Source organism: Arthrobacter sp. TmtSoilC79, from assembly GCF_059739405.1.
On sequence record NZ_AP046051.1, the window covers coordinates 256,594 to 272,002 of the forward strand.

The following is a 15,409-nucleotide window of genomic DNA, read 5'->3' on the forward strand; positions in this document are numbered from 1 at the left end:
CCCCCTACCCCTCGTCCGGGAGGTGTGCAAGTATCGGCAAATGGACCAATATCTGTGGGTGTTGAAGCAAGATCAACTTGATTTGATTCGCGAATTGGAGCCAGCCAGGCTTGAGCTCCTCGATGAGGAAGGCCTGCTGCAACTGCACAAACGGGTGCGGCGGGCCCGCAACAAATACACCACCAACTATCGACGCAAAGCCGCTGACGAGGTCCTGGAAGCCGGCGGCCGCGGAGCTGCGTCGAACAAGTCAGACAAGGCACGTGCCCGGGCGTTCGTGTTCGAAGAGGCACTCTCGATTGTCAGCACGGAACTGGCGCGCCAGGCCCATGAAGCTGCCGAGGCCTTGAAGGACGAACGGCTGGAACGAGCCAGCGCGGGCAAGTCCACTGGACCTGGGTCCTCGGGGGGAGGCGCCAAGCCAGCCACGGATTCGGGCCGCGCCCGTTCCCACCAGAAGACCACCGGTGGCGTGAAGCGCGATGCCTCCAGCCAGTCCCAAGGCGCCCAGCGCCAGGCAAAGAAGGACGCCCGCTAAGGAAGCAACAGCTAAAAGGCAACAAGCGCACGACGGCGGCAGGTCGCCGTCGTGCGCTTGTTCGCCTTTACGGTTTGTCGCTTTGCGCTGCTGGCCGCGCTGCTGGCCGCGCTGTTGGCCGCGCTGTTGGCTGCGCTGCTGGCAGTACGTGTACGGCGCTCACGCCATAAACGCCAGGTCCTCCAGTTTCACCGGGTACTGCAGGGCCTCCCCACGGGACAACCGCAGCGCCTCATTCACTGCGCTCGCCGCCATGCGCTCCAACTCATTGCCCAGGGACCCCGCCACGTGCGGGGTGAGCAGTACGTTGGGGTGCGTATAGAAGCGGGAGCCGGCAGGCAGCACCCACGGGGTGGTCACGTCAAGGATCGCGTAGAGGTCGCCGCGTTCCACCCTGGCGAGCAGCGCATCCTGGTCCACGAGTTCGCCGCGGGAGGTGTTGATGAAGGTAGCGCCCGGCTGCATCCGCTCGATCAACCCGGCGTCCATGAGGTTCCTGGTGGACGGCAGCGACGGCGCGTGGAGGCTGACCACATCACTGTGGGCTACCAACTCCTCCAGGCTGACGAGTCCGACGCCGAGGACTTCCGCTTCCTCGGGGGAAAGGTAGGGATCGGCAACCACCACTTCCAGATCGTAGGGTGCCAGCAACCTGATCACGTGCCTGCCGATCTTCGAGGCTCCGATGATTCCTACGCGCTTGCGGTAGTTGCCCATGTCCGGGAAAAGTTGCTCGGCCAGGACATCGGCGCGGGTGGTGTGCAGGGCGCGGGCGATCTGCAGCACGCGTTTGTTGGCGAGGATAATCATGGCCACGGTGTACTCGGCAACCGGGATGGCGTTGGCGTCCGCAGCCGAGCTGACTTGGAGGCCGCGTTCCCAGCAGGCATCTCCGACGTGGTGTTTCACGCTGCCGGCGGCATGGAGTACATAGCGGAGCCGGGGTGCAGCGTCCAGGACAGCGTGGTCGATCATCGGACAGCCCCAGCCGGTGATGAGGATGTCCGCCTCTGACAACACGGCGCGGCCATCCGGCGTCGTGAAGTCCTCGATGGGGTCCCGGCTCAACAGTGTCAGCGCCGGCTCCAGGGGATCCAGGCTCCTGGAGGGAAACACCGCCCGCGCGGTGTGGGCCGGCATGGCCAGGGCAACATTCAACCTCACTTGACACTCCCTGCCGTGAGACCCGATTTCCAGAAGCGCTGCAGCATGATGAACGCCAGCAGCAACGGAATGATCGAAAGCAGCGAGCCCGTAATGACCATGGGCGTGAACTCCGGTTGAGGGATGGAATACCCCTGCCAAATGGAGATGCCGACGCTGACCGGCAGCAACTTCTGGTCCTGGAGCATCACCAAGGGCAGCATGAAGTTGTTCCACACGCCCACAAACTGGAACAGGGCGATGGTGATGTACCCGGGCATCATCATGGGAAGGCCCAGGGAGAAGAAGGACCGGATGGGCCCGGCCCCATCAACGCGGGCAGCTTCCAAGGTCTCGGCGGGAACGTAGGCCGCCGAGTACACCCTGGCCAGGTAGACGCCGAACGGGTTGCAGAGCACCGGAATGAGGATGGCCCAGATGGTGTTGGTGATGCCGAAAACGGAGGCCAACAGATACATGGGGAGAACCGTGGCCGTGTTGGGAATCAGCACGCCCACCAGGACAATCCCGAAGAACGAGTCCTTTCCACGGAACTGGAATTTGTCGAACGCGTAACCGGCCATCACGGAGATGAGGCCGCCAAGAATTGCTCCGAAAGCGGCGTAGAACATGGAGTTCGCCTTCCACCGGAGGAACATCCCGCCGTCCTGGTTCAGGACTGCCATAACGTTCTCCAAGAAGGCCGGCTCACCGAACGCGTAGGCGGCGGTTCCGTACAGGTCCGCGGTGTTCTTGGTTGAGGCGAAGAACAGCCACACCACGGGAAGCACCATGTAGGCGCAGCCCAGGATCAGCAGCGCGTTCACGGTGAACGTACTCGCGAAGCTGCCGTTACGGGCGCGCCGGCGCCTGCTTTGTGCTGGCATGGGAGTTTGGCTGGCGGTGCGGGAGATCGTGGCGGTGCTCATGCTGTGTTCCTTGAGCTGAAGCGCGTCACGGCCCATGAAAGGACTGCCGCCATGAGCGCGATGATGATGGAGGCCGCCGCGGCCTGGTTGAGGTTGTGGCGGTTGAACGCGGCGTCGTAGGCCCACATGTTGGGCACCCACGTGCTGGTGACCGAGGCTGTGGCCTTCGAGATGATGGAAGGCTCCGTGAAGAGTTGGAGCGTGCCGATCACCGTGAAGAGCATGATGACGCTCAACGCGGGCAGGATCAGGGGGAGCTTGATGCTGACGGCCGCCCGGATTTCGCCTGCCCCGTCCACGCGCGCGGCTTCCAGGGTTTCCCGCGGTACGGCTTGGAGCGCGGTGAACAGCACGATCACGTTGTAGCCCGTCCATTCCCAGACGGCGATGTTCACGATGGACGGCAGGATCAGCTGGTTGTCCAGGAAGTTCAGCGAGATTCCACCGGTTTCCAGGACGGAGACGATCGGACTCACGCCGGGAGTGTAGAGGTAGGCCCAGATCAGCGCGGCAATAACTCCGGGGACTGCGTGGGGGAGGAAGACGAGCAACTGGAACAGTTTCCTGGCCCGTGCCACGGCAGCGTCGAGCAAAAGCGCGAATGCCAGGGCGCCGCCCACCATGCAGGGAATGTAGATCAGGCAGTACAGGGCGAGGCGCCCGATACCGCCCACGAAGCTCTCGGACTGCAGGACCTGGAGGTAGTTTTCCAGGCCTACGAACGCGGTCTTGGCCTCACCGAAGCCGAGTCCGGATTTCTGCTGGGCGAAGAAGCTGAGCACGATTGCATAGATCACCGGTGCCACCATGGCGAGAGCGAAGATCGTGAAGAAGGGGGTCAGGAAGAGGGCAGCGGTGCGGCCGCCGGTTCCGGACATGGCCCGGGGCTTGCGGGGGAGCGGAAGTCCGACGTCGGTGGCTTCTGCGGACATCGCTGGTGTTGTGGACGGGTTGGCCATGATGATTCTCCTCGCTGGCAGGGCGGCCTTGGTTGGGCCGCCCCACCTTGCGGGCCTACTCCTTGACGGAGAGACCGTTCTGCTTGAGTCCGGCCACTGTTGCGTCCTGGGCGGTATCGACGGCGTCGAGTACCTTGCCGCCGCTGGTCAGCGTGCCGTAGGCGTCCTTGAGTGCGGTGTTGGTGATGTCCCAGTTGGGGCCCCACTGCCAACCCGGGGTGATGGTGGAATAGGCCTTGCCGAAGACTTCATAGATGTCGTTGCCGAAGTAGCTGGCATCAAAGGCTTTCTGCGCCACGGGCGTCAGGCCCGGGAAGGCGAGGAAGGCGGAGCCGGTGTTGCCGCGGGCAGTGACGGCCTCCTTGCTGGTGGCGAGGAACTCGATGAACTTGGCCGCTGCGGCCGGATTCTTGCTGCTCTTGGTGATGTTGAAACTGGAACCGCCGTAGAACGCGTCAGCAGGAGTGCCCCAGTTGGGGACTTCGGCGGCGATCCACTGCCCCTTCTGGCCGCTGGCCTCGGTCCGTTTCTGGATACCGGTGGCGCTCCAGTTGGCGCCCAGGACTCCGACGACGGCGCCGCTCGCCAGGTCTGCGGACCACTCGTCGCTGAAGGACTGCTGGACCTTGACGATCTTCTGGTCGATCAGTTTCTGCCAGTAGGTGGCGACCTTCTTGGTGGGCTCGTCGTTGACACCCACCTTCCAGCTGTCGCCTTCGGTGCCGAACCACTTGCCGCCGGCCTGCCAGGACAGTGCGGCGGTGAGCGCGGCCTCGTTCGGGTTGAAGCTGGCCAGGTGTGCTTCGGGGGCAACGGCCTTGAGCTTCCTGCCGGCATCCTCGAATTCCTGCCAGGTCTTGGGCGTGGAAACGCCGGCCTTGTCCAGCATGTCCTTGCGGTACCACATGATCATCGGTGCAGCATCGTAGGGAAGTGCGTAGGTCTGCTCGCCGAACTGCACCAAAGCTTTGGTCTCGTCCGTGAGTTTGTCCACGGTTTCAGCCTTGTTGATGTAGCCGTCCAGCGGCTGGAGCTGGCCGTTGCTCACGAACTGGGGCAACTGCGGGTATTCGATGGTGGCAACATCCGGACCGTTGCCTGCGGTGATGGCAGTGGAGAGCTTCGCATAACCGCCGGCGCCGCCGTTGGGAATGGTTTCGAAGGTGACCTTGATCTTGTCCTGGCTGGCGTTGAAGGCCTCTGCCACTTTGTCCATGCCGGCCATGGAGGACCAGAACGTGATGTTGCCGCTGGGGTCTTCCACGGGGGTGGGGTTTGGCGTGGCGGCCGGGGTACTGCCACAGCCGGTGACGAGTGCAGCAGTGGCCATGAGGCTGGCTGCTCCAAGCAGAAGCTGGCGACGCTTCATTCTGTTCTCCTTTGAAGTTCACGATGCGAAAGTCGTGGTGTGCTCCGGGGCACTTACGGACTAGGCACTATGAAATCCACAAAAGTGAACATCATCAATAAACTGAACAGAAGTAAACAGATCGGCGCCCCGCCGAGGTGGCACTTAAGGACAATGTTGGCGCCCAACATTGGGATTAACTGCCATCTCGGCGTGCCGGTGGGCGGAGTTGACTCGGGGGTGTGGGGCTTGGGGAGGAGCCCGGCAGGAACTACAGCTGCGTGGAGCCGCGGACTTCCAGGGCCGGGGACAGGTTGACCCGTTGCAACGCCGAGGTGCTTCCGCGCCGCGCCCCGATTCGGCTCAAGCACATCACCAAAGCCTGGTGGCCGACGTCGTATTTCGGCGGTGCCACGGCGGTGAGCGGTACGGCGCCGAGGGCTGCAATCTCGTCGTCGTAGGAGACGATTGCAAAGTCCTCAGGCACTCGGATCTGCCGCTCAAGGCAGGCGCTGACGAACTGGAGTGCGTCCTCGTCTGTGTGGACAACAGCTGCCGTCACTTGCGCTGAAGCGCACCAATCCAGGATGCGGTCCACCAGTTCCCTGTGGGCTTGGGGGTCGTTTTGGGCGCGGGACATGGCCCGTACCATCGTCTCGTCCCGGGTGTGCCCGGCGCGCTGCATGGCAAGGTGGAAGCCGTCGATGAGCTGCGGAGCCGTAGGACTGTTTTCACGCAAGCAGATGGCAATCTTTTGGTGGCCAAGGCCCAGCAGGTGGTTCACGGCGATCTCCGCACCGCGGACGTGGTCGCTCCGCACCGCTTCGAGCCTGCCGTGATCCAGCGCGTCGTCAATGGACCGCTCCACTACAACCACCGGCACCCCGGCCTCTGCCAGCAGGTCCAGCGTTTCGGTTCCGGCCAGGGATTGTGCACTGGGTGTGATGAGGATGCCGTCAACGCCGTGTTCGTACAGCCGCCGCAGCTGTCGTCGCTCCTCGGCGTCGGAATAGTTGGTGACACCCAGCACCAGCCGGACGCCGGCTTCCTGCGCCGCCGCTTCTGCGCCGCGGATGACGCCTGGGAAGTAGTACGACGCCGACGGTACGATCATCCCGATGGTCGCCAAAGGCCTCCTCCCGCCCGGCCGCCAGGACGTTGAGGGCCGGGTTGCCTGCCCTGCCGGAGTTTTTCCGTTCACCGCGATGGCGCCGCCATGGACGCGTTCCAGCAGTCCTTGCCCGGCGAGAACAGCAAGGTCCCGGCGAACGGTCATCCCCGAGGTGCCCAGTTTCGCCGCGAACTCGCTGGCGTTGAGGGAGCCGTTCAAGGCCAGTTCCCTCAGGATGAGCTGTTGACGATCCTCGGTCAGCATGCAGATGTCCGCCTATCCAGTTCACTTGTGTTCAGTTTGTTCATTATGAACCAGAACCCGGCGGCGTGGACCAACAACGACTAACTGTCCAGTTTCACCACCGAAATCTCGACGACGGCGGGCCGGGGGAGCAGGTGCTGGCGGATTGCCGCGGCTGCTTCACGGGTTACGACCGGAGCCGGGCGCGACGCATCCACGCCGATCCGGACTTTCACCGCCAGGACCTCGGCGGTTTCGACCAGCCCGATCAGGGGAAGTGCCTCACCGGTGACGGCGGCTATGGCCGCGCCGGCTATGGACTGCCACAGCGGCTGGGCCGGATATACCGCGTGGACGCCGTCCAAGGCCTGGACTACGCCGAGCAGTTCCTCAGCCAGGACCGTAACCGCGGCCGGTGCGGGGATTGCAGACGCCGTGGGTGCGGTTACGGGTCCTGTTACGGGCGCGGCTCCCTGCCCTGCTGCCGTGCGGGATTCCGGCCCTGCTGCCGTGCGGGATTCCGGCCTTGCTGCAGGCCGGGATCCCGGGCCGGTTGTGGGCGGCATGTCCGCAGCTTCCAAAAACTCCGTCATGGCTGGTCCTCCGTGTTCAGCGGGTCAGTGGTGCTGAGTGGTTCAAGGACATCAGTCACCGTGATGTCGATTGCCTGGATGTTCAGTTCAGTCTGGACGGCCAGGGTCTTTGCCAACTCGTCGCGAAGGGTGGCGGCCCGTTCTTCCATGGAGTGGCCATACACCACGGCAATTTCCACTTCCACGGTGATCAGGGCGCCCACTGTGGTGACATCTCCCCGCAGCCGGCACTTGCCGGCTGCAGTCCCTGGAAGTGCGTCCGCCACGGACCGGATCAGGGCTGAAACAGCTCCCTCGGTTTCCCACAGCGTGTCATCAGGGTGTTCGGCCTTCAAAGGGATGTTCCGTCCCGGCCGCAGTTCCAAGTGCAAATTGTCCAGGATGGACTGCATCCAGTCGTCCGTGCCTGAGCCGGCGTCTGCAACATCGGAGCGGAGCAGGTCGCCGCCGAGCTCGGTGAGCCGGCGCAGGGAGGCCAACGCGGACTGGCATTCGGGGCACATCTCCAGGTGGGCGGGATCGTCAATCTGTCCCGTGTCCAGGTAGGCGCTGAGATCGGCAAGGCTATGCCCGCATTCGAGGGTGTCGCTGGGGGTGTTCATCGCCATTCCTCCATAGTGCGTGCAAGCGTGATCCGTGCCCGGGCCAACCGGCCGCGGACACTGGCTGGGCTGATGTTCAACGTCAGCGCAATCTCCTCATAGCTCTGGTCATTGAATTCCTTGAGGACCCAACAGCGCCGTTGCTCCTCGGGGAGTGCGGCGAGCGCGGCTTTGAGGGCCTCTACCCGCGAGGCATTGACAGCGTTGTTTTCGGGATCCTGGGCCTTCGTCCGGGGCGTGTCGTCGAGTTGGTTTTCCGCAGTGTCCAACTCCACATGATTGCGTCGTTTCCGGAGGTGGTCGATGCTGCGGCTGCCCACGATCCTCAACAGCCAGCCTTTGACGGCCGCGGGCTCCCGAAGGGTGTCCAACTGCTTCCAGGCCTGCACCAACGTTTCCTGGACCACATCATCGGCGTCCGCCAGGCTACCGGTCAATCGGCGGGCGGTGGCACGCATCAAGGGGCCATGCCGGCGTGCCAAGGCTTCGAAAGCTGCCGTGTCACCATCTGCGGCCCGGCCTGCCAGCAAGGCATCGGGAACGAGGTCCAGTTGGTGCTGTGCCGTGGGTGAACCAGTCACGTTCTGCCTTCCCAGGGAGTCGGAGGTAAGGGTGGAAAGGGGCCGGCCCCGCAAGCGTAGCGGAGCCGGCCCTGGAAATGCCTATTTCTTGGTGAAGCCCTCTTTGAGTTTCTGGGCTGCTTCCTTGATGTTGTCGCCGATGTCGGCGGCAGCGTCCTTGACCTTCTCGCCTGCCTGCTGGAGCTTCGCCTGGGCCTGGTCGTGCTGGCCTTCGCGCTCCAACGACTCGTCACCGGTCAGTTTCCCGGCGCCTTCCTTGGCAGCGCCAAGGTGCTCGGTGGCGGCGTTGTTGATCTTGTCGTTGATTCCCATGGTGTTCCCTTTTCTTTGAGGTGCGCGTGCTCTGTGGTGCCGCGCATGGTTCGGTTGGAGAGAAGTGCGTTCCATTCGTTTACCGGGCTCGTCGCGGTCCAGACACCTGGGTTCGGGCGCCGCTGGTGATTCGGACCAGCACAGGCATTGGATGTCCCAGCAGGGCATCTATTTCCCGGATGAGTTCTTCTGCTGTGTTGGCAAGGTCCCGTGGTGAACTTCCCTTGCGGGCTTCGATGCGGAGCCGGAGTGCGGTTCCCCGCCGTGATTCCCAGGCAGAGACGGACGTGGCCAGGACATCCCTGTTCGTGCTGAGGGCTTCCCGGATGGCTGCCGCAACCAGTCCTACGTCCACTACTGTCCGGCCGCGGGACCCGCCAAGGCTGTTGGCCCCCTCGGCTTCGGCGTCTTCCAGGGCTCCGCCGGCTTCGGAAGGTTCGTCCAGTTGTTCTGCGAGGCGCGGAGTTCGCCCTCCGCCTTGGGTGGCGAGCCAGGCTGCGCTGAGGGCCGCACCGGCCAGCAGCACCGCAATTCCTGCCACCAGCCACCAGCTCCGGAGGGGGTCAGGAAGGGGAGCTGTGCCCGCCAGGGTCCTGAGGTAGTCGCGGCCCGATGTCGCCACCGTTGTCCACGTATCCGCTGCTCCCGACAGGGTTCCGGCCGCGAAGACTGCGGCACCGGCGCCCAGGAGAGCAACACCCAGGAGGGCAAGAATGATGCGGTTCAGTGCACGGTTTGTCTGCCTCATTGCCCCACGGCTCCTTGGTTCATCACCCTGACACTCGACGTGACCCGGCGATCCAGCGCGAAGGCGGCCAGTTCGTCGTCGACCACTGTTGCAACAGCCCCGAGGTCCAGTGGAACGCCCGACGTCGGACGGGCCTGGACGCGTACGGACCGCCCACCGACGGTGGTGGTCACCTGTCCTGGGGCGAGGCCGGCGGCAAGCCGGGTGGTGCTGGAAACGGCGGCGGCAATCACGTCGTCGTCCACCACCACTGCGGCGCGCTGGCTTTCCAAGGCACGTCGGGCCTTACGGCCCCGGCCCAGTCCTGCGCCAAGGAGCACCAATCCCAGGATCCCGAGGCCCGCTCCGGCTGCTGCCATTCCGACCGGGAGCGTGGTGGACGGGAGGTCGATCAGCCACTGGAACATTTGTGCAGGACTCGCGAGCAGCGGCTGGTCCTTGAGGATCCACAGCACGGCTTCGACCGCGAGCCACAGGCAAACGACCAGCAGGATGCAGGCGGAAATGACCGACGGGACAGCCCTAGACGAGTGCGTTTCCCGGCGGATCATCCGGCGCACTGTTCGGTCCTGGCTCATTGCACTCTCCCTTCCCTCAGCTGTTCCGGGATCTGTCCCGTGGTTCCGGGCTGGTTCTTGGCCCCGGCTTGTCGCTTGGTTTCGGTTTTGCCCGTGGTTCCGGTTTGGCCTTTGCTTCCTGCTTGTCCCTTGGCTCCGGCGAGCCGGATGTCGACCCTGCCGATTTCCAAACCAGTGAGCTCCAGGCCGCGGGACACCAGTTGTGTCCGTGCCGCGCGGGCCTGTTCGAAGACAGTGCTTGTTGTGGTCCGGGGTCCCAGGAGCGACGGCAGCGACAGCTTGACTGAAACCTTGACCCCGAGCTTGCCGGCGTCGTCTTCCAGTTCAGCGGCCACGTTGCCCGCCCCCACCCGGAACGCCTGGGCTGTGACGGATTCCAAGGTCTTCCGGATGGCCTGCTGGGTGATGCGGGTATGCCCGGCCCGTGTCATTCCGGCCCGTGTCATTCCGGCACTGTCCGTGTTGACGCTGCCCTTGTCGGCACTGTCCTTGTTGGCACTGCCGTTTGCGGCCCGCGTCATGATGAGGAGCGCTTGCCCCGCAACGCATCCAGTACGCCGCGCAGGTCAAGCTTTCCCTCAGCGGAGCGTCCCAGGACAGCCCCGACACCCATGAAGAGAGCCGTCAGCAGCAGGCCCCAGAAACCAAAGGCCAACCCTGCCAGGGCCAGGACCGCTCCGATGGCTATGCCGGCGATCGTGGGGTTCATGCGACCCTCGGCTCACGGCCGGCGTCGTCCGCTTCAGCGTCCTCGGAGGGAACGTGGATGTCCGTGATGGTGATGTTGACCTCGGTGACTTCCATGCCCACCAAGTCCTCGATGGCGTTGTAAACGGCATCGCGGGCGTTGTCCGCAACTTCCTGGAGCGGGTGCGGGTACTCAACAACCAAGGTCACGTCCACGGCCACCTGGGTCTGGCCGACCTCGACGCTGACGCCCTGGGTGAGATCCTTCTGGCCCACCTTTTCGCGCAGGTTGCCAATGGCACGGGCAGCGCCGCCGCCAAGGGCATGGACGCCCGGGATTTCCTGGATGGCGATGCCGGCGATCTTGGCCACGACACCGTCGGCAACGGTGGTGGCTCCACGGCCGTCCTTGCCTTTGTTCGCAGGGGCGCCGTTCGCTGCCGGGGCGCCGTTCAGTTCAAGAGTGCCGGCACCAGCTGCGGAAGTGTTGGTGGCCGCTGCCGTGGTGTTCTTGGCCGGAACGTCTGCGGGGGTGTGCGTCTGGGTCGTCATGGCAATCAGTCCTGTCGGTTGGAAGCTGCGATGGATCATTGCGGCTTGGTTCGCTGCGGCGTGTGTTTCGCCGTCATGAAGAAGACGCAGCCAGCCGACGATTCCTCACGGTCCCCTTTATGTGAACTGCATCACAGGGCGTGTTCAGTATTGTTCAGCTCGCCCCTGGCCGTGTCAGGCACCCCTAGGGTGGTGGCGCTGGAACTACCCCGCAGGAGACCCATGTCCATCGGCTTCACCATGCCCGCCCCGGATTTCAACCTCAGCCCCATCACTGGCTGGACACGGGAACACTGGCTTTCCTTCGCCGATCAGCAACTCCTTGCGGTGCGCCCATACTTCTCCCCGCTGAAGGCGGCCATCCGGCTGGGCGGCCGCCCGTCGTCGTCGGGCGTTGAGTCCGACGGCCTGGAGGGCTTCGCCCGGACGTTCCTGCTGGCCGCGTTCCGGGTGGCGGGGGAGCAGGGTGGGGATCCCTTCGGCCACCTCGACCTTTACCGCACGGGACTCCTTCACGGCACGCGGAAAGATGGGCGTGAAGCGTGGCTGCCCATCACCGACCGATCCCAGCCCATGGTGGAAGCGGCGTCGATAGTCCTTGGACTCCAACTGACCAAGCCCTGGCTGTGGGACACCCTTACCGCAGGGCAGCAGGAGCAGGTGGCCGGCTGGCTGCAGGGTTCTTCCCGCAGCTCCTGCGTGGACAACAACTGGGTGCTCTTCCAGGTCATGATTGCCGAGTTCCTGGCCGGTGCAGGGTTCGAACACAACGCAACCCACATCGACCACGGACTGGACAGGCTGGATGACTGGTACGCCGGCGGGGGCTGGTACAGGGATGGAGACAACGGGAGCACCGGAGATTTCTTCGATTACTACTGTGGCTGGGCCATGCACCTGTACCCCATCCTGTGGGCGGAATTTGCCGCCGGCCGCCATCCACAGGCCGATCACCGCCTGGACATTTCCCGCAGCCGGCTCGCCGCTTTCCTGGAAGACCACGTCAGCTTCTTCGGCGCCAACGGCGCCCCGGTGTTCCAGGGCCGCTCCCTGATCTACCGCTACGCAGCCATCGCGCCCCTCTTCATGGGCGAGGCGATCTGCGCCACGCCGCTCGCCCCGGGCCAAACCCGCAGGATCGCCAGCGGCGCCGCCAAGTACTTCCTCGACGCAGGGGCTTACGACGGCGGCCTGCCGTCACTGGGGTGGCTCGGCGCTTTTGAACCGATGACCCAGGAATACTCCGGCCCGGCGTCGCCCTACTGGACGTCCAAAGCCTTCGTGGGGCTGCTCCTGCCCGCTGACCACCCGGTGTGGACGGCGGTTGAGGAGCCCTCGCCGTTGGAAGAGGTGGACGGGCTGAAGCATGCCGAAGCGCCCAACTACCTGCTTCACTCCACCGCCCCGGACGGCATTGCCCGCCTCCTGAACCACGGCAGCGACAAATACTATGCCCCCGGACCGGACGATCCCCTGTACCGCAGGCTCGCGTACTCAAGCCACACCGCTCCGCTCTTCACCGAGCACCCCGTGGACAACCACTTCGCCATCCTCGATGATGCCGCGACGCCCAGCCGGCGCTCGCGGATCCACCGGCTTGCCGCCGGCGCAGGACAAGCCGCGAGCTGGCACGCTCCGGTGTGGAGCGACTCCCAGGATCACGCCGGCTCTCCGTGGCGGGTAGCGACAGGAACCGCAGCGGCAGGCGGATACGAGCTGAGGGTCCACATCGTTTCGGCCCCTGCCGGTTTGGGCGGCTCTGATTCGGGCGGCTCTGGTTCGGCCCCCGCCGGTTCGGCTTCCGCCGGTTCGGCCCCCGCCGGTACGGGTGGCGTCGTCCGGGACGGCGGATATGCGCTCGCCGACCACCACCCGGTGCCCGCCGACCCACCTTTGCCCCGGGGAAATGGCGCCCATGTCCTCACCGATGGCAGGCTGCACACCGCGATTTGGCCCCTCCATGGATACACGGACAGCGGCGTCTACCAGGGCGAGGGGGAATCGCCATTTGGCGCCTTCGCTGGCTGCGGCTATCTGGAGGGGCGGCTTACCGGGGAGCGCAGCTGCTTCGTCTCCCTGGTGTACCTCGGAGGTGAGCCGCCCGCCTGGGTGCCTTCCGGCGTCGGGCTTTCAACCGCTTTTGACGTGTTCGACGACGGCACGCGTGTCAGTGCCCGTCTCACCCTGGGTACGGGCCAAGCGCTGGAGGTGGCGTTCGCCTTCTAGGGACTGGCCGGGATTCTTGAGCAAATCTTGAGATGAGACGGCGCCCTTCTTGAGGACTCCATCCGATGGTTGAAACATCAGCCACCGCAGCTGTTGGAGCTTCCAGGAAGGACCACCGAAATGACGGACCAGATTTCCACCCAGTCCTCGAGCATCACCGCCGTCCACGACGCAGTATCCGGCTCTGCCGAAGCCGTCCGCCACGCCGGCGAGGTCCTCAGCCAGACGCGGGTGGCCGTCCGCGAGCAGTTCAATCCGCTGGGTGTGGGCCTGCGCAGTATTTGGCCGCAGTCAGTGGTCGGGTTCTAGGTTTACAGATCCCGGGAGCCACGCAGTTTTGAAACGGGCAGTACCTCCAGCATCGGGGAGGTACCTGCCCCGCTTCATTTAAGGGACGATGGAGACAGCTCAATAAATAAGGAGACTTGTCATCAAGGAAGAGATGAGGAAGGCCGCCGATGTGGCCGAGGAAGCGTCGAATTCGCAGGCTTTCGCCGCTGTCGCGCGCGGCGGCTACGTGGTCAGCGGGCTCCTGCACGTGCTCATTGGGGTCATCGCCCTCCAAGTGGCGTTCGGAAGCAGCGGCGAAGCCGATGTCAGCGGGGCCGTGACGTCCCTGGCCAGCCAGCCGTACGGCCCGCTCCTGCTCTGGGCCTGCTTCGGCGCCTGCGCAGCACTGGCGCTGTGGCAACTGGGAAACGCCATCCTTGGCCACCGGAACGGCTCGGACAAAATCACTAAGAAACTCTCCGCAATAGGACAGGCGATCGTCTTCGCCGCACTCGCCTCCACGATCGTCTCCTTCATTGCAGGCAAGGGCCAGAACAGCCGGGAGTCCAGCAGCGACTTCACTGTCACACTCCTTAAAGCACCGTTTGGCGTGTTTTTGCTGGTGGCTGTGGGGGCCGGCATCGCGATCACGGGCATCGTCTTCGCAGTGCGCGGCTTCCGACAGAAATTCACCAAGGACCTCACCTTGTCCTCCAACACCTCCGTACGGAAATTCCAACTGGGGGTAGGCATAGTGGGTTACATCGCCAAGGGGATTGCCCTCTTCCTGGTGGGCCTGCTGGTAATCATTGCCTCGGTGCGCGCCCAACCTGAACAGTCCACCGGGCTCGACGGCAGTTTGAAGGCACTCAGGGAGCAGCCTTACGGGGTGTACTTGCTGGCCGCTGTGGCTGTGGGCCTGATGGCCTACGGCCTGTTCCTGATGGTCAAGGCACGGACCCTGCGGACGTAGTTGTACGAAAAGGCGGACTTGGTTTTCCAATAAGGCGGCCCGGAGGGTTAGGCGGCGGCGAATACGGGTAAGGAACAACCATGACCCACCACGACCCGAACAACTCCGGCCAGTCAAAGACACCGTTGACCTCACCGCCCACGGATCCCCGCAGCGGGTACCACTCCGGTACCTTCCCGCAACAGGAGCAGCAGCAGCCCGGCCTGACCGCGCCCCTGGATCCCCAACCGGACCACGGCGAGAAAAGCTACGTGGGACACGGCCGGCTGCAAGGCAAGACGGCCCTGATCACGGGTGGAGACTCCGGCATCGGCGCTGCCGTGGCCATCGCCTATGCCCGCGAAGGTGCCAATGTGGCCATCAGCTACCTTCCGGAGGAAGAAGAAGACGCGAGGTCGACGGCGGAATGGATCCGCGAATGCGGTTCGCAGGCACTCCTGATGCCAGGGGACGCGCGGGACGAGGCTTTCGCCAATGAAATCGTGGAACGGACAGTGCAGGAACTGGGCGGTCTCCATGTGGTGGTGCTGAACGCGGCTTACCAGAAGAACCGCGAAGGCCTGGAAACAATCCCCACCGAAGAATTCGATCGCGTCTTCAAGACCAACCTCTACTCACTCATCTGGACAGCCCAGGCAGCCATTCCACATCTCCGGCCAGGAGCATCGATTATTGTTACGGCCTCCATCCAGGCCTTCAACCCTTCGGCCCAGTTGGTGGATTATGCCATGACCAAGGCAGCCCAAGTGGCCTTCACCAAGGCCATGGCCGAAGAACTGGGACCCAAGGGAATCCGGGTCAATGCCGTGGCTCCCGGGCCCGTGTGGACCCCGTTGATTCCCGCCACGGAATGGCCGGACAAGCTCCCCACCTTTGGCCAGGACACGCCGCTGGGCAGGGCGGGTCAGCCGGCCGAGCTGGCTCCGGCCTATGTGTTGCTCGCCTCGGATGAAGGGTCCTACATTTCCGGAGCCGTGCTTCCTGTGACGGGAGGCAAAGGACTGTGAACCGCGTGA

Annotated in this window: 19 protein-coding genes; 5 read left to right on the forward strand and 14 right to left on the reverse strand. The window is 64.3% G+C overall.

The genetic code is table 11. From position 1 onward, the window contains the following. The first annotated feature begins 40 nt into the window (after positions 1 to 40). A complete protein-coding gene (locus tag AC6JA3_RS01230) occupies positions 41 to 538 on the forward strand; it encodes a hypothetical protein (RefSeq protein ID WP_026548534.1) in 498 nt (165 codons plus the stop codon). Positions 539 to 697: 159 nt separating this feature from the next. On the opposite strand, the gene AC6JA3_RS01235 is transcribed toward AC6JA3_RS01230, so the two are convergent. The 14 genes from AC6JA3_RS01235 to AC6JA3_RS01300 all read right to left on the reverse strand — a co-directional run bounded on the left by AC6JA3_RS01235 (position 698) and on the right by AC6JA3_RS01300 (position 10,924). Beyond that, positions 698 to 1,702 (reverse strand): hydroxyacid dehydrogenase, encoded by a 1,005-nt coding sequence (locus tag AC6JA3_RS01235; RefSeq protein ID WP_026548533.1) that lies wholly within the window; start codon positions 1,700 to 1,702, stop codon positions 698 to 700. Beyond that, positions 1,699 to 2,610, reverse strand: a complete 912-nt coding sequence (locus tag AC6JA3_RS01240; RefSeq protein ID WP_497919854.1) for a carbohydrate ABC transporter permease — start codon at positions 2,608 to 2,610, stop codon at positions 1,699 to 1,701. The genes AC6JA3_RS01235 and AC6JA3_RS01240 overlap by 4 nt, the downstream gene beginning before the upstream one ends. Then, positions 2,607 to 3,569: a carbohydrate ABC transporter permease gene (locus AC6JA3_RS01245; RefSeq protein WP_497919856.1), complete on the reverse strand. Its 963-nt coding sequence runs from the start codon at positions 3,567 to 3,569 to the stop codon at positions 2,607 to 2,609. Before AC6JA3_RS01245 ends, AC6JA3_RS01240 begins: the two co-directional genes overlap by 4 nt. Before the next feature lie 55 nt (positions 3,570 to 3,624). Then, a complete protein-coding gene (locus AC6JA3_RS01250) occupies positions 3,625 to 4,938 on the reverse strand; it encodes an ABC transporter substrate-binding protein (protein WP_026548530.1) in 1,314 nt (437 codons plus the stop codon). A 250-nt stretch (positions 4,939 to 5,188) separates the two neighbouring features. After that, entirely contained in the window at positions 5,189 to 6,292 is a 1,104-nt protein-coding gene (locus AC6JA3_RS01255; protein ID WP_026548529.1) for a substrate-binding domain-containing protein, read from the reverse strand. Between the two features lie 80 nt (positions 6,293 to 6,372). Then, on the reverse strand, positions 6,373 to 6,864 hold the full coding sequence (locus AC6JA3_RS01260; protein ID WP_245232977.1) for a hypothetical protein: 492 nt from the start codon (positions 6,862 to 6,864) through the stop codon (positions 6,373 to 6,375). Continuing rightward, on the reverse strand, positions 6,861 to 7,466 hold the full coding sequence (locus tag AC6JA3_RS01265) for an Asp23/Gls24 family envelope stress response protein (protein ID WP_026548527.1): 606 nt from the start codon (positions 7,464 to 7,466) through the stop codon (positions 6,861 to 6,863). The genes AC6JA3_RS01260 and AC6JA3_RS01265 overlap by 4 nt, the downstream gene beginning before the upstream one ends. Next, on the reverse strand, positions 7,463 to 8,047 hold the full coding sequence (locus tag AC6JA3_RS01270) for an RNA polymerase sigma factor (RefSeq protein WP_051421027.1): 585 nt from the start codon (positions 8,045 to 8,047) through the stop codon (positions 7,463 to 7,465). Before AC6JA3_RS01270 ends, AC6JA3_RS01265 begins: the two co-directional genes overlap by 4 nt. Positions 8,048 to 8,128: 81 nt before the next feature. Further along, a complete protein-coding gene (locus AC6JA3_RS01275) occupies positions 8,129 to 8,359 on the reverse strand; it encodes a CsbD family protein (protein WP_026543072.1) in 231 nt (76 codons plus the stop codon). 79 nt (positions 8,360 to 8,438) lie between these two features. Further along, on the reverse strand, positions 8,439 to 9,107 hold the full coding sequence (locus AC6JA3_RS01280) for a hypothetical protein (protein WP_347782392.1): 669 nt from the start codon (positions 9,105 to 9,107) through the stop codon (positions 8,439 to 8,441). Continuing rightward, positions 9,104 to 9,685: a hypothetical protein gene (locus AC6JA3_RS01285; protein ID WP_347782393.1), complete on the reverse strand. Its 582-nt coding sequence runs from the start codon at positions 9,683 to 9,685 to the stop codon at positions 9,104 to 9,106. Before AC6JA3_RS01285 ends, AC6JA3_RS01280 begins: the two co-directional genes overlap by 4 nt. Then, the gene (locus AC6JA3_RS01290; protein ID WP_347782394.1) at positions 9,682 to 10,206 is read right to left on the reverse strand and encodes a hypothetical protein; all 525 of its coding nucleotides are present in this window, start codon (positions 10,204 to 10,206) and stop codon (positions 9,682 to 9,684) included. The genes AC6JA3_RS01285 and AC6JA3_RS01290 overlap by 4 nt, the downstream gene beginning before the upstream one ends. After that, positions 10,203 to 10,394 carry a DUF2273 domain-containing protein gene (locus AC6JA3_RS01295; RefSeq protein WP_091553310.1) on the reverse strand — a complete coding sequence of 64 codons (192 nt, stop codon included), beginning with the start codon at positions 10,392 to 10,394 and terminating at the stop codon, positions 10,203 to 10,205. The genes AC6JA3_RS01290 and AC6JA3_RS01295 overlap by 4 nt, the downstream gene beginning before the upstream one ends. Beyond that, a complete protein-coding gene (locus AC6JA3_RS01300) occupies positions 10,391 to 10,924 on the reverse strand; it encodes an Asp23/Gls24 family envelope stress response protein (protein WP_347782395.1) in 534 nt (177 codons plus the stop codon). Before AC6JA3_RS01300 ends, AC6JA3_RS01295 begins: the two co-directional genes overlap by 4 nt. 222 nt (positions 10,925 to 11,146) lie before the next feature. Here AC6JA3_RS01300 and AC6JA3_RS01305 point away from each other — a divergent pair, with 222 nt between their 5' ends. From AC6JA3_RS01305 to AC6JA3_RS01320, 4 genes are all read left to right on the forward strand, one after another. Further along, positions 11,147 to 13,150 carry a DUF2264 domain-containing protein gene (locus AC6JA3_RS01305; RefSeq protein ID WP_347782396.1) on the forward strand — a complete coding sequence of 668 codons (2,004 nt, stop codon included), beginning with the start codon at positions 11,147 to 11,149 and terminating at the stop codon, positions 13,148 to 13,150. Between the two features lie 120 nt (positions 13,151 to 13,270). Further along, the gene (locus tag AC6JA3_RS01310; RefSeq protein ID WP_026543066.1) at positions 13,271 to 13,459 is read left to right on the forward strand and encodes a hypothetical protein; all 189 of its coding nucleotides are present in this window, start codon (positions 13,271 to 13,273) and stop codon (positions 13,457 to 13,459) included. A gap of 133 nt (positions 13,460 to 13,592) precedes the next feature. Then, complete coding sequence (locus AC6JA3_RS01315) at positions 13,593 to 14,393, forward strand: DUF1206 domain-containing protein (protein WP_026548520.1); 801 nt, start codon at positions 13,593 to 13,595, stop codon at positions 14,391 to 14,393. 80 nt (positions 14,394 to 14,473) lie between these two features. Next, positions 14,474 to 15,400, forward strand: coding sequence for an SDR family oxidoreductase (locus tag AC6JA3_RS01320; RefSeq protein ID WP_026548519.1), 927 nt, complete (start codon positions 14,474 to 14,476; stop codon positions 15,398 to 15,400). The last annotated feature ends 9 nt before the right edge of the window (positions 15,401 to 15,409 follow it).

Excerpts from the sequence above, each read along its gene's own strand:
- AC6JA3_RS01230 (WP_026548534.1), top strand. The coding sequence starts at position 41 with ATGGACCAATATCTGTGGGTGTTGAAGCAAGATCAACTTGATTTGATT.
- AC6JA3_RS01240 (WP_497919854.1), bottom strand. The coding sequence starts at position 2,610 with ATGAGCACCGCCACGATCTCCCGCACCGCCAGCCAAACTCCCATGCCA.
- AC6JA3_RS01245 (WP_497919856.1), bottom strand. The coding sequence starts at position 3,569 with ATGGCCAACCCGTCCACAACACCAGCGATGTCCGCAGAAGCCACCGAC.
- AC6JA3_RS01250 (WP_026548530.1), bottom strand. The coding sequence starts at position 4,938 with ATGAAGCGTCGCCAGCTTCTGCTTGGAGCAGCCAGCCTCATGGCCACT.
- AC6JA3_RS01255 (WP_026548529.1), bottom strand. The coding sequence starts at position 6,292 with ATGCTGACCGAGGATCGTCAACAGCTCATCCTGAGGGAACTGGCCTTG.
- AC6JA3_RS01260 (WP_245232977.1), bottom strand. The coding sequence starts at position 6,864 with ATGACGGAGTTTTTGGAAGCTGCGGACATGCCGCCCACAACCGGCCCG.
- AC6JA3_RS01265 (WP_026548527.1), bottom strand. The coding sequence starts at position 7,466 with ATGAACACCCCCAGCGACACCCTCGAATGCGGGCATAGCCTTGCCGAT.
- AC6JA3_RS01275 (WP_026543072.1), bottom strand. The coding sequence starts at position 8,359 with ATGGGAATCAACGACAAGATCAACAACGCCGCCACCGAGCACCTTGGC.
- AC6JA3_RS01280 (WP_347782392.1), bottom strand. The coding sequence starts at position 9,107 with ATGAGGCAGACAAACCGTGCACTGAACCGCATCATTCTTGCCCTCCTG.
- AC6JA3_RS01285 (WP_347782393.1), bottom strand. The coding sequence starts at position 9,685 with ATGAGCCAGGACCGAACAGTGCGCCGGATGATCCGCCGGGAAACGCAC.
- AC6JA3_RS01290 (WP_347782394.1), bottom strand. The coding sequence starts at position 10,206 with ATGACGCGGGCCGCAAACGGCAGTGCCAACAAGGACAGTGCCGACAAG.
- AC6JA3_RS01295 (WP_091553310.1), bottom strand. The coding sequence starts at position 10,394 with ATGAACCCCACGATCGCCGGCATAGCCATCGGAGCGGTCCTGGCCCTG.
- AC6JA3_RS01300 (WP_347782395.1), bottom strand. The coding sequence starts at position 10,924 with ATGACGACCCAGACGCACACCCCCGCAGACGTTCCGGCCAAGAACACC.
- AC6JA3_RS01305 (WP_347782396.1), top strand. The coding sequence starts at position 11,147 with ATGTCCATCGGCTTCACCATGCCCGCCCCGGATTTCAACCTCAGCCCC.
- AC6JA3_RS01310 (WP_026543066.1), top strand. The coding sequence starts at position 13,271 with ATGACGGACCAGATTTCCACCCAGTCCTCGAGCATCACCGCCGTCCAC.
- AC6JA3_RS01315 (WP_026548520.1), top strand. The coding sequence starts at position 13,593 with ATGAGGAAGGCCGCCGATGTGGCCGAGGAAGCGTCGAATTCGCAGGCT.
- AC6JA3_RS01320 (WP_026548519.1), top strand. The coding sequence starts at position 14,474 with ATGACCCACCACGACCCGAACAACTCCGGCCAGTCAAAGACACCGTTG.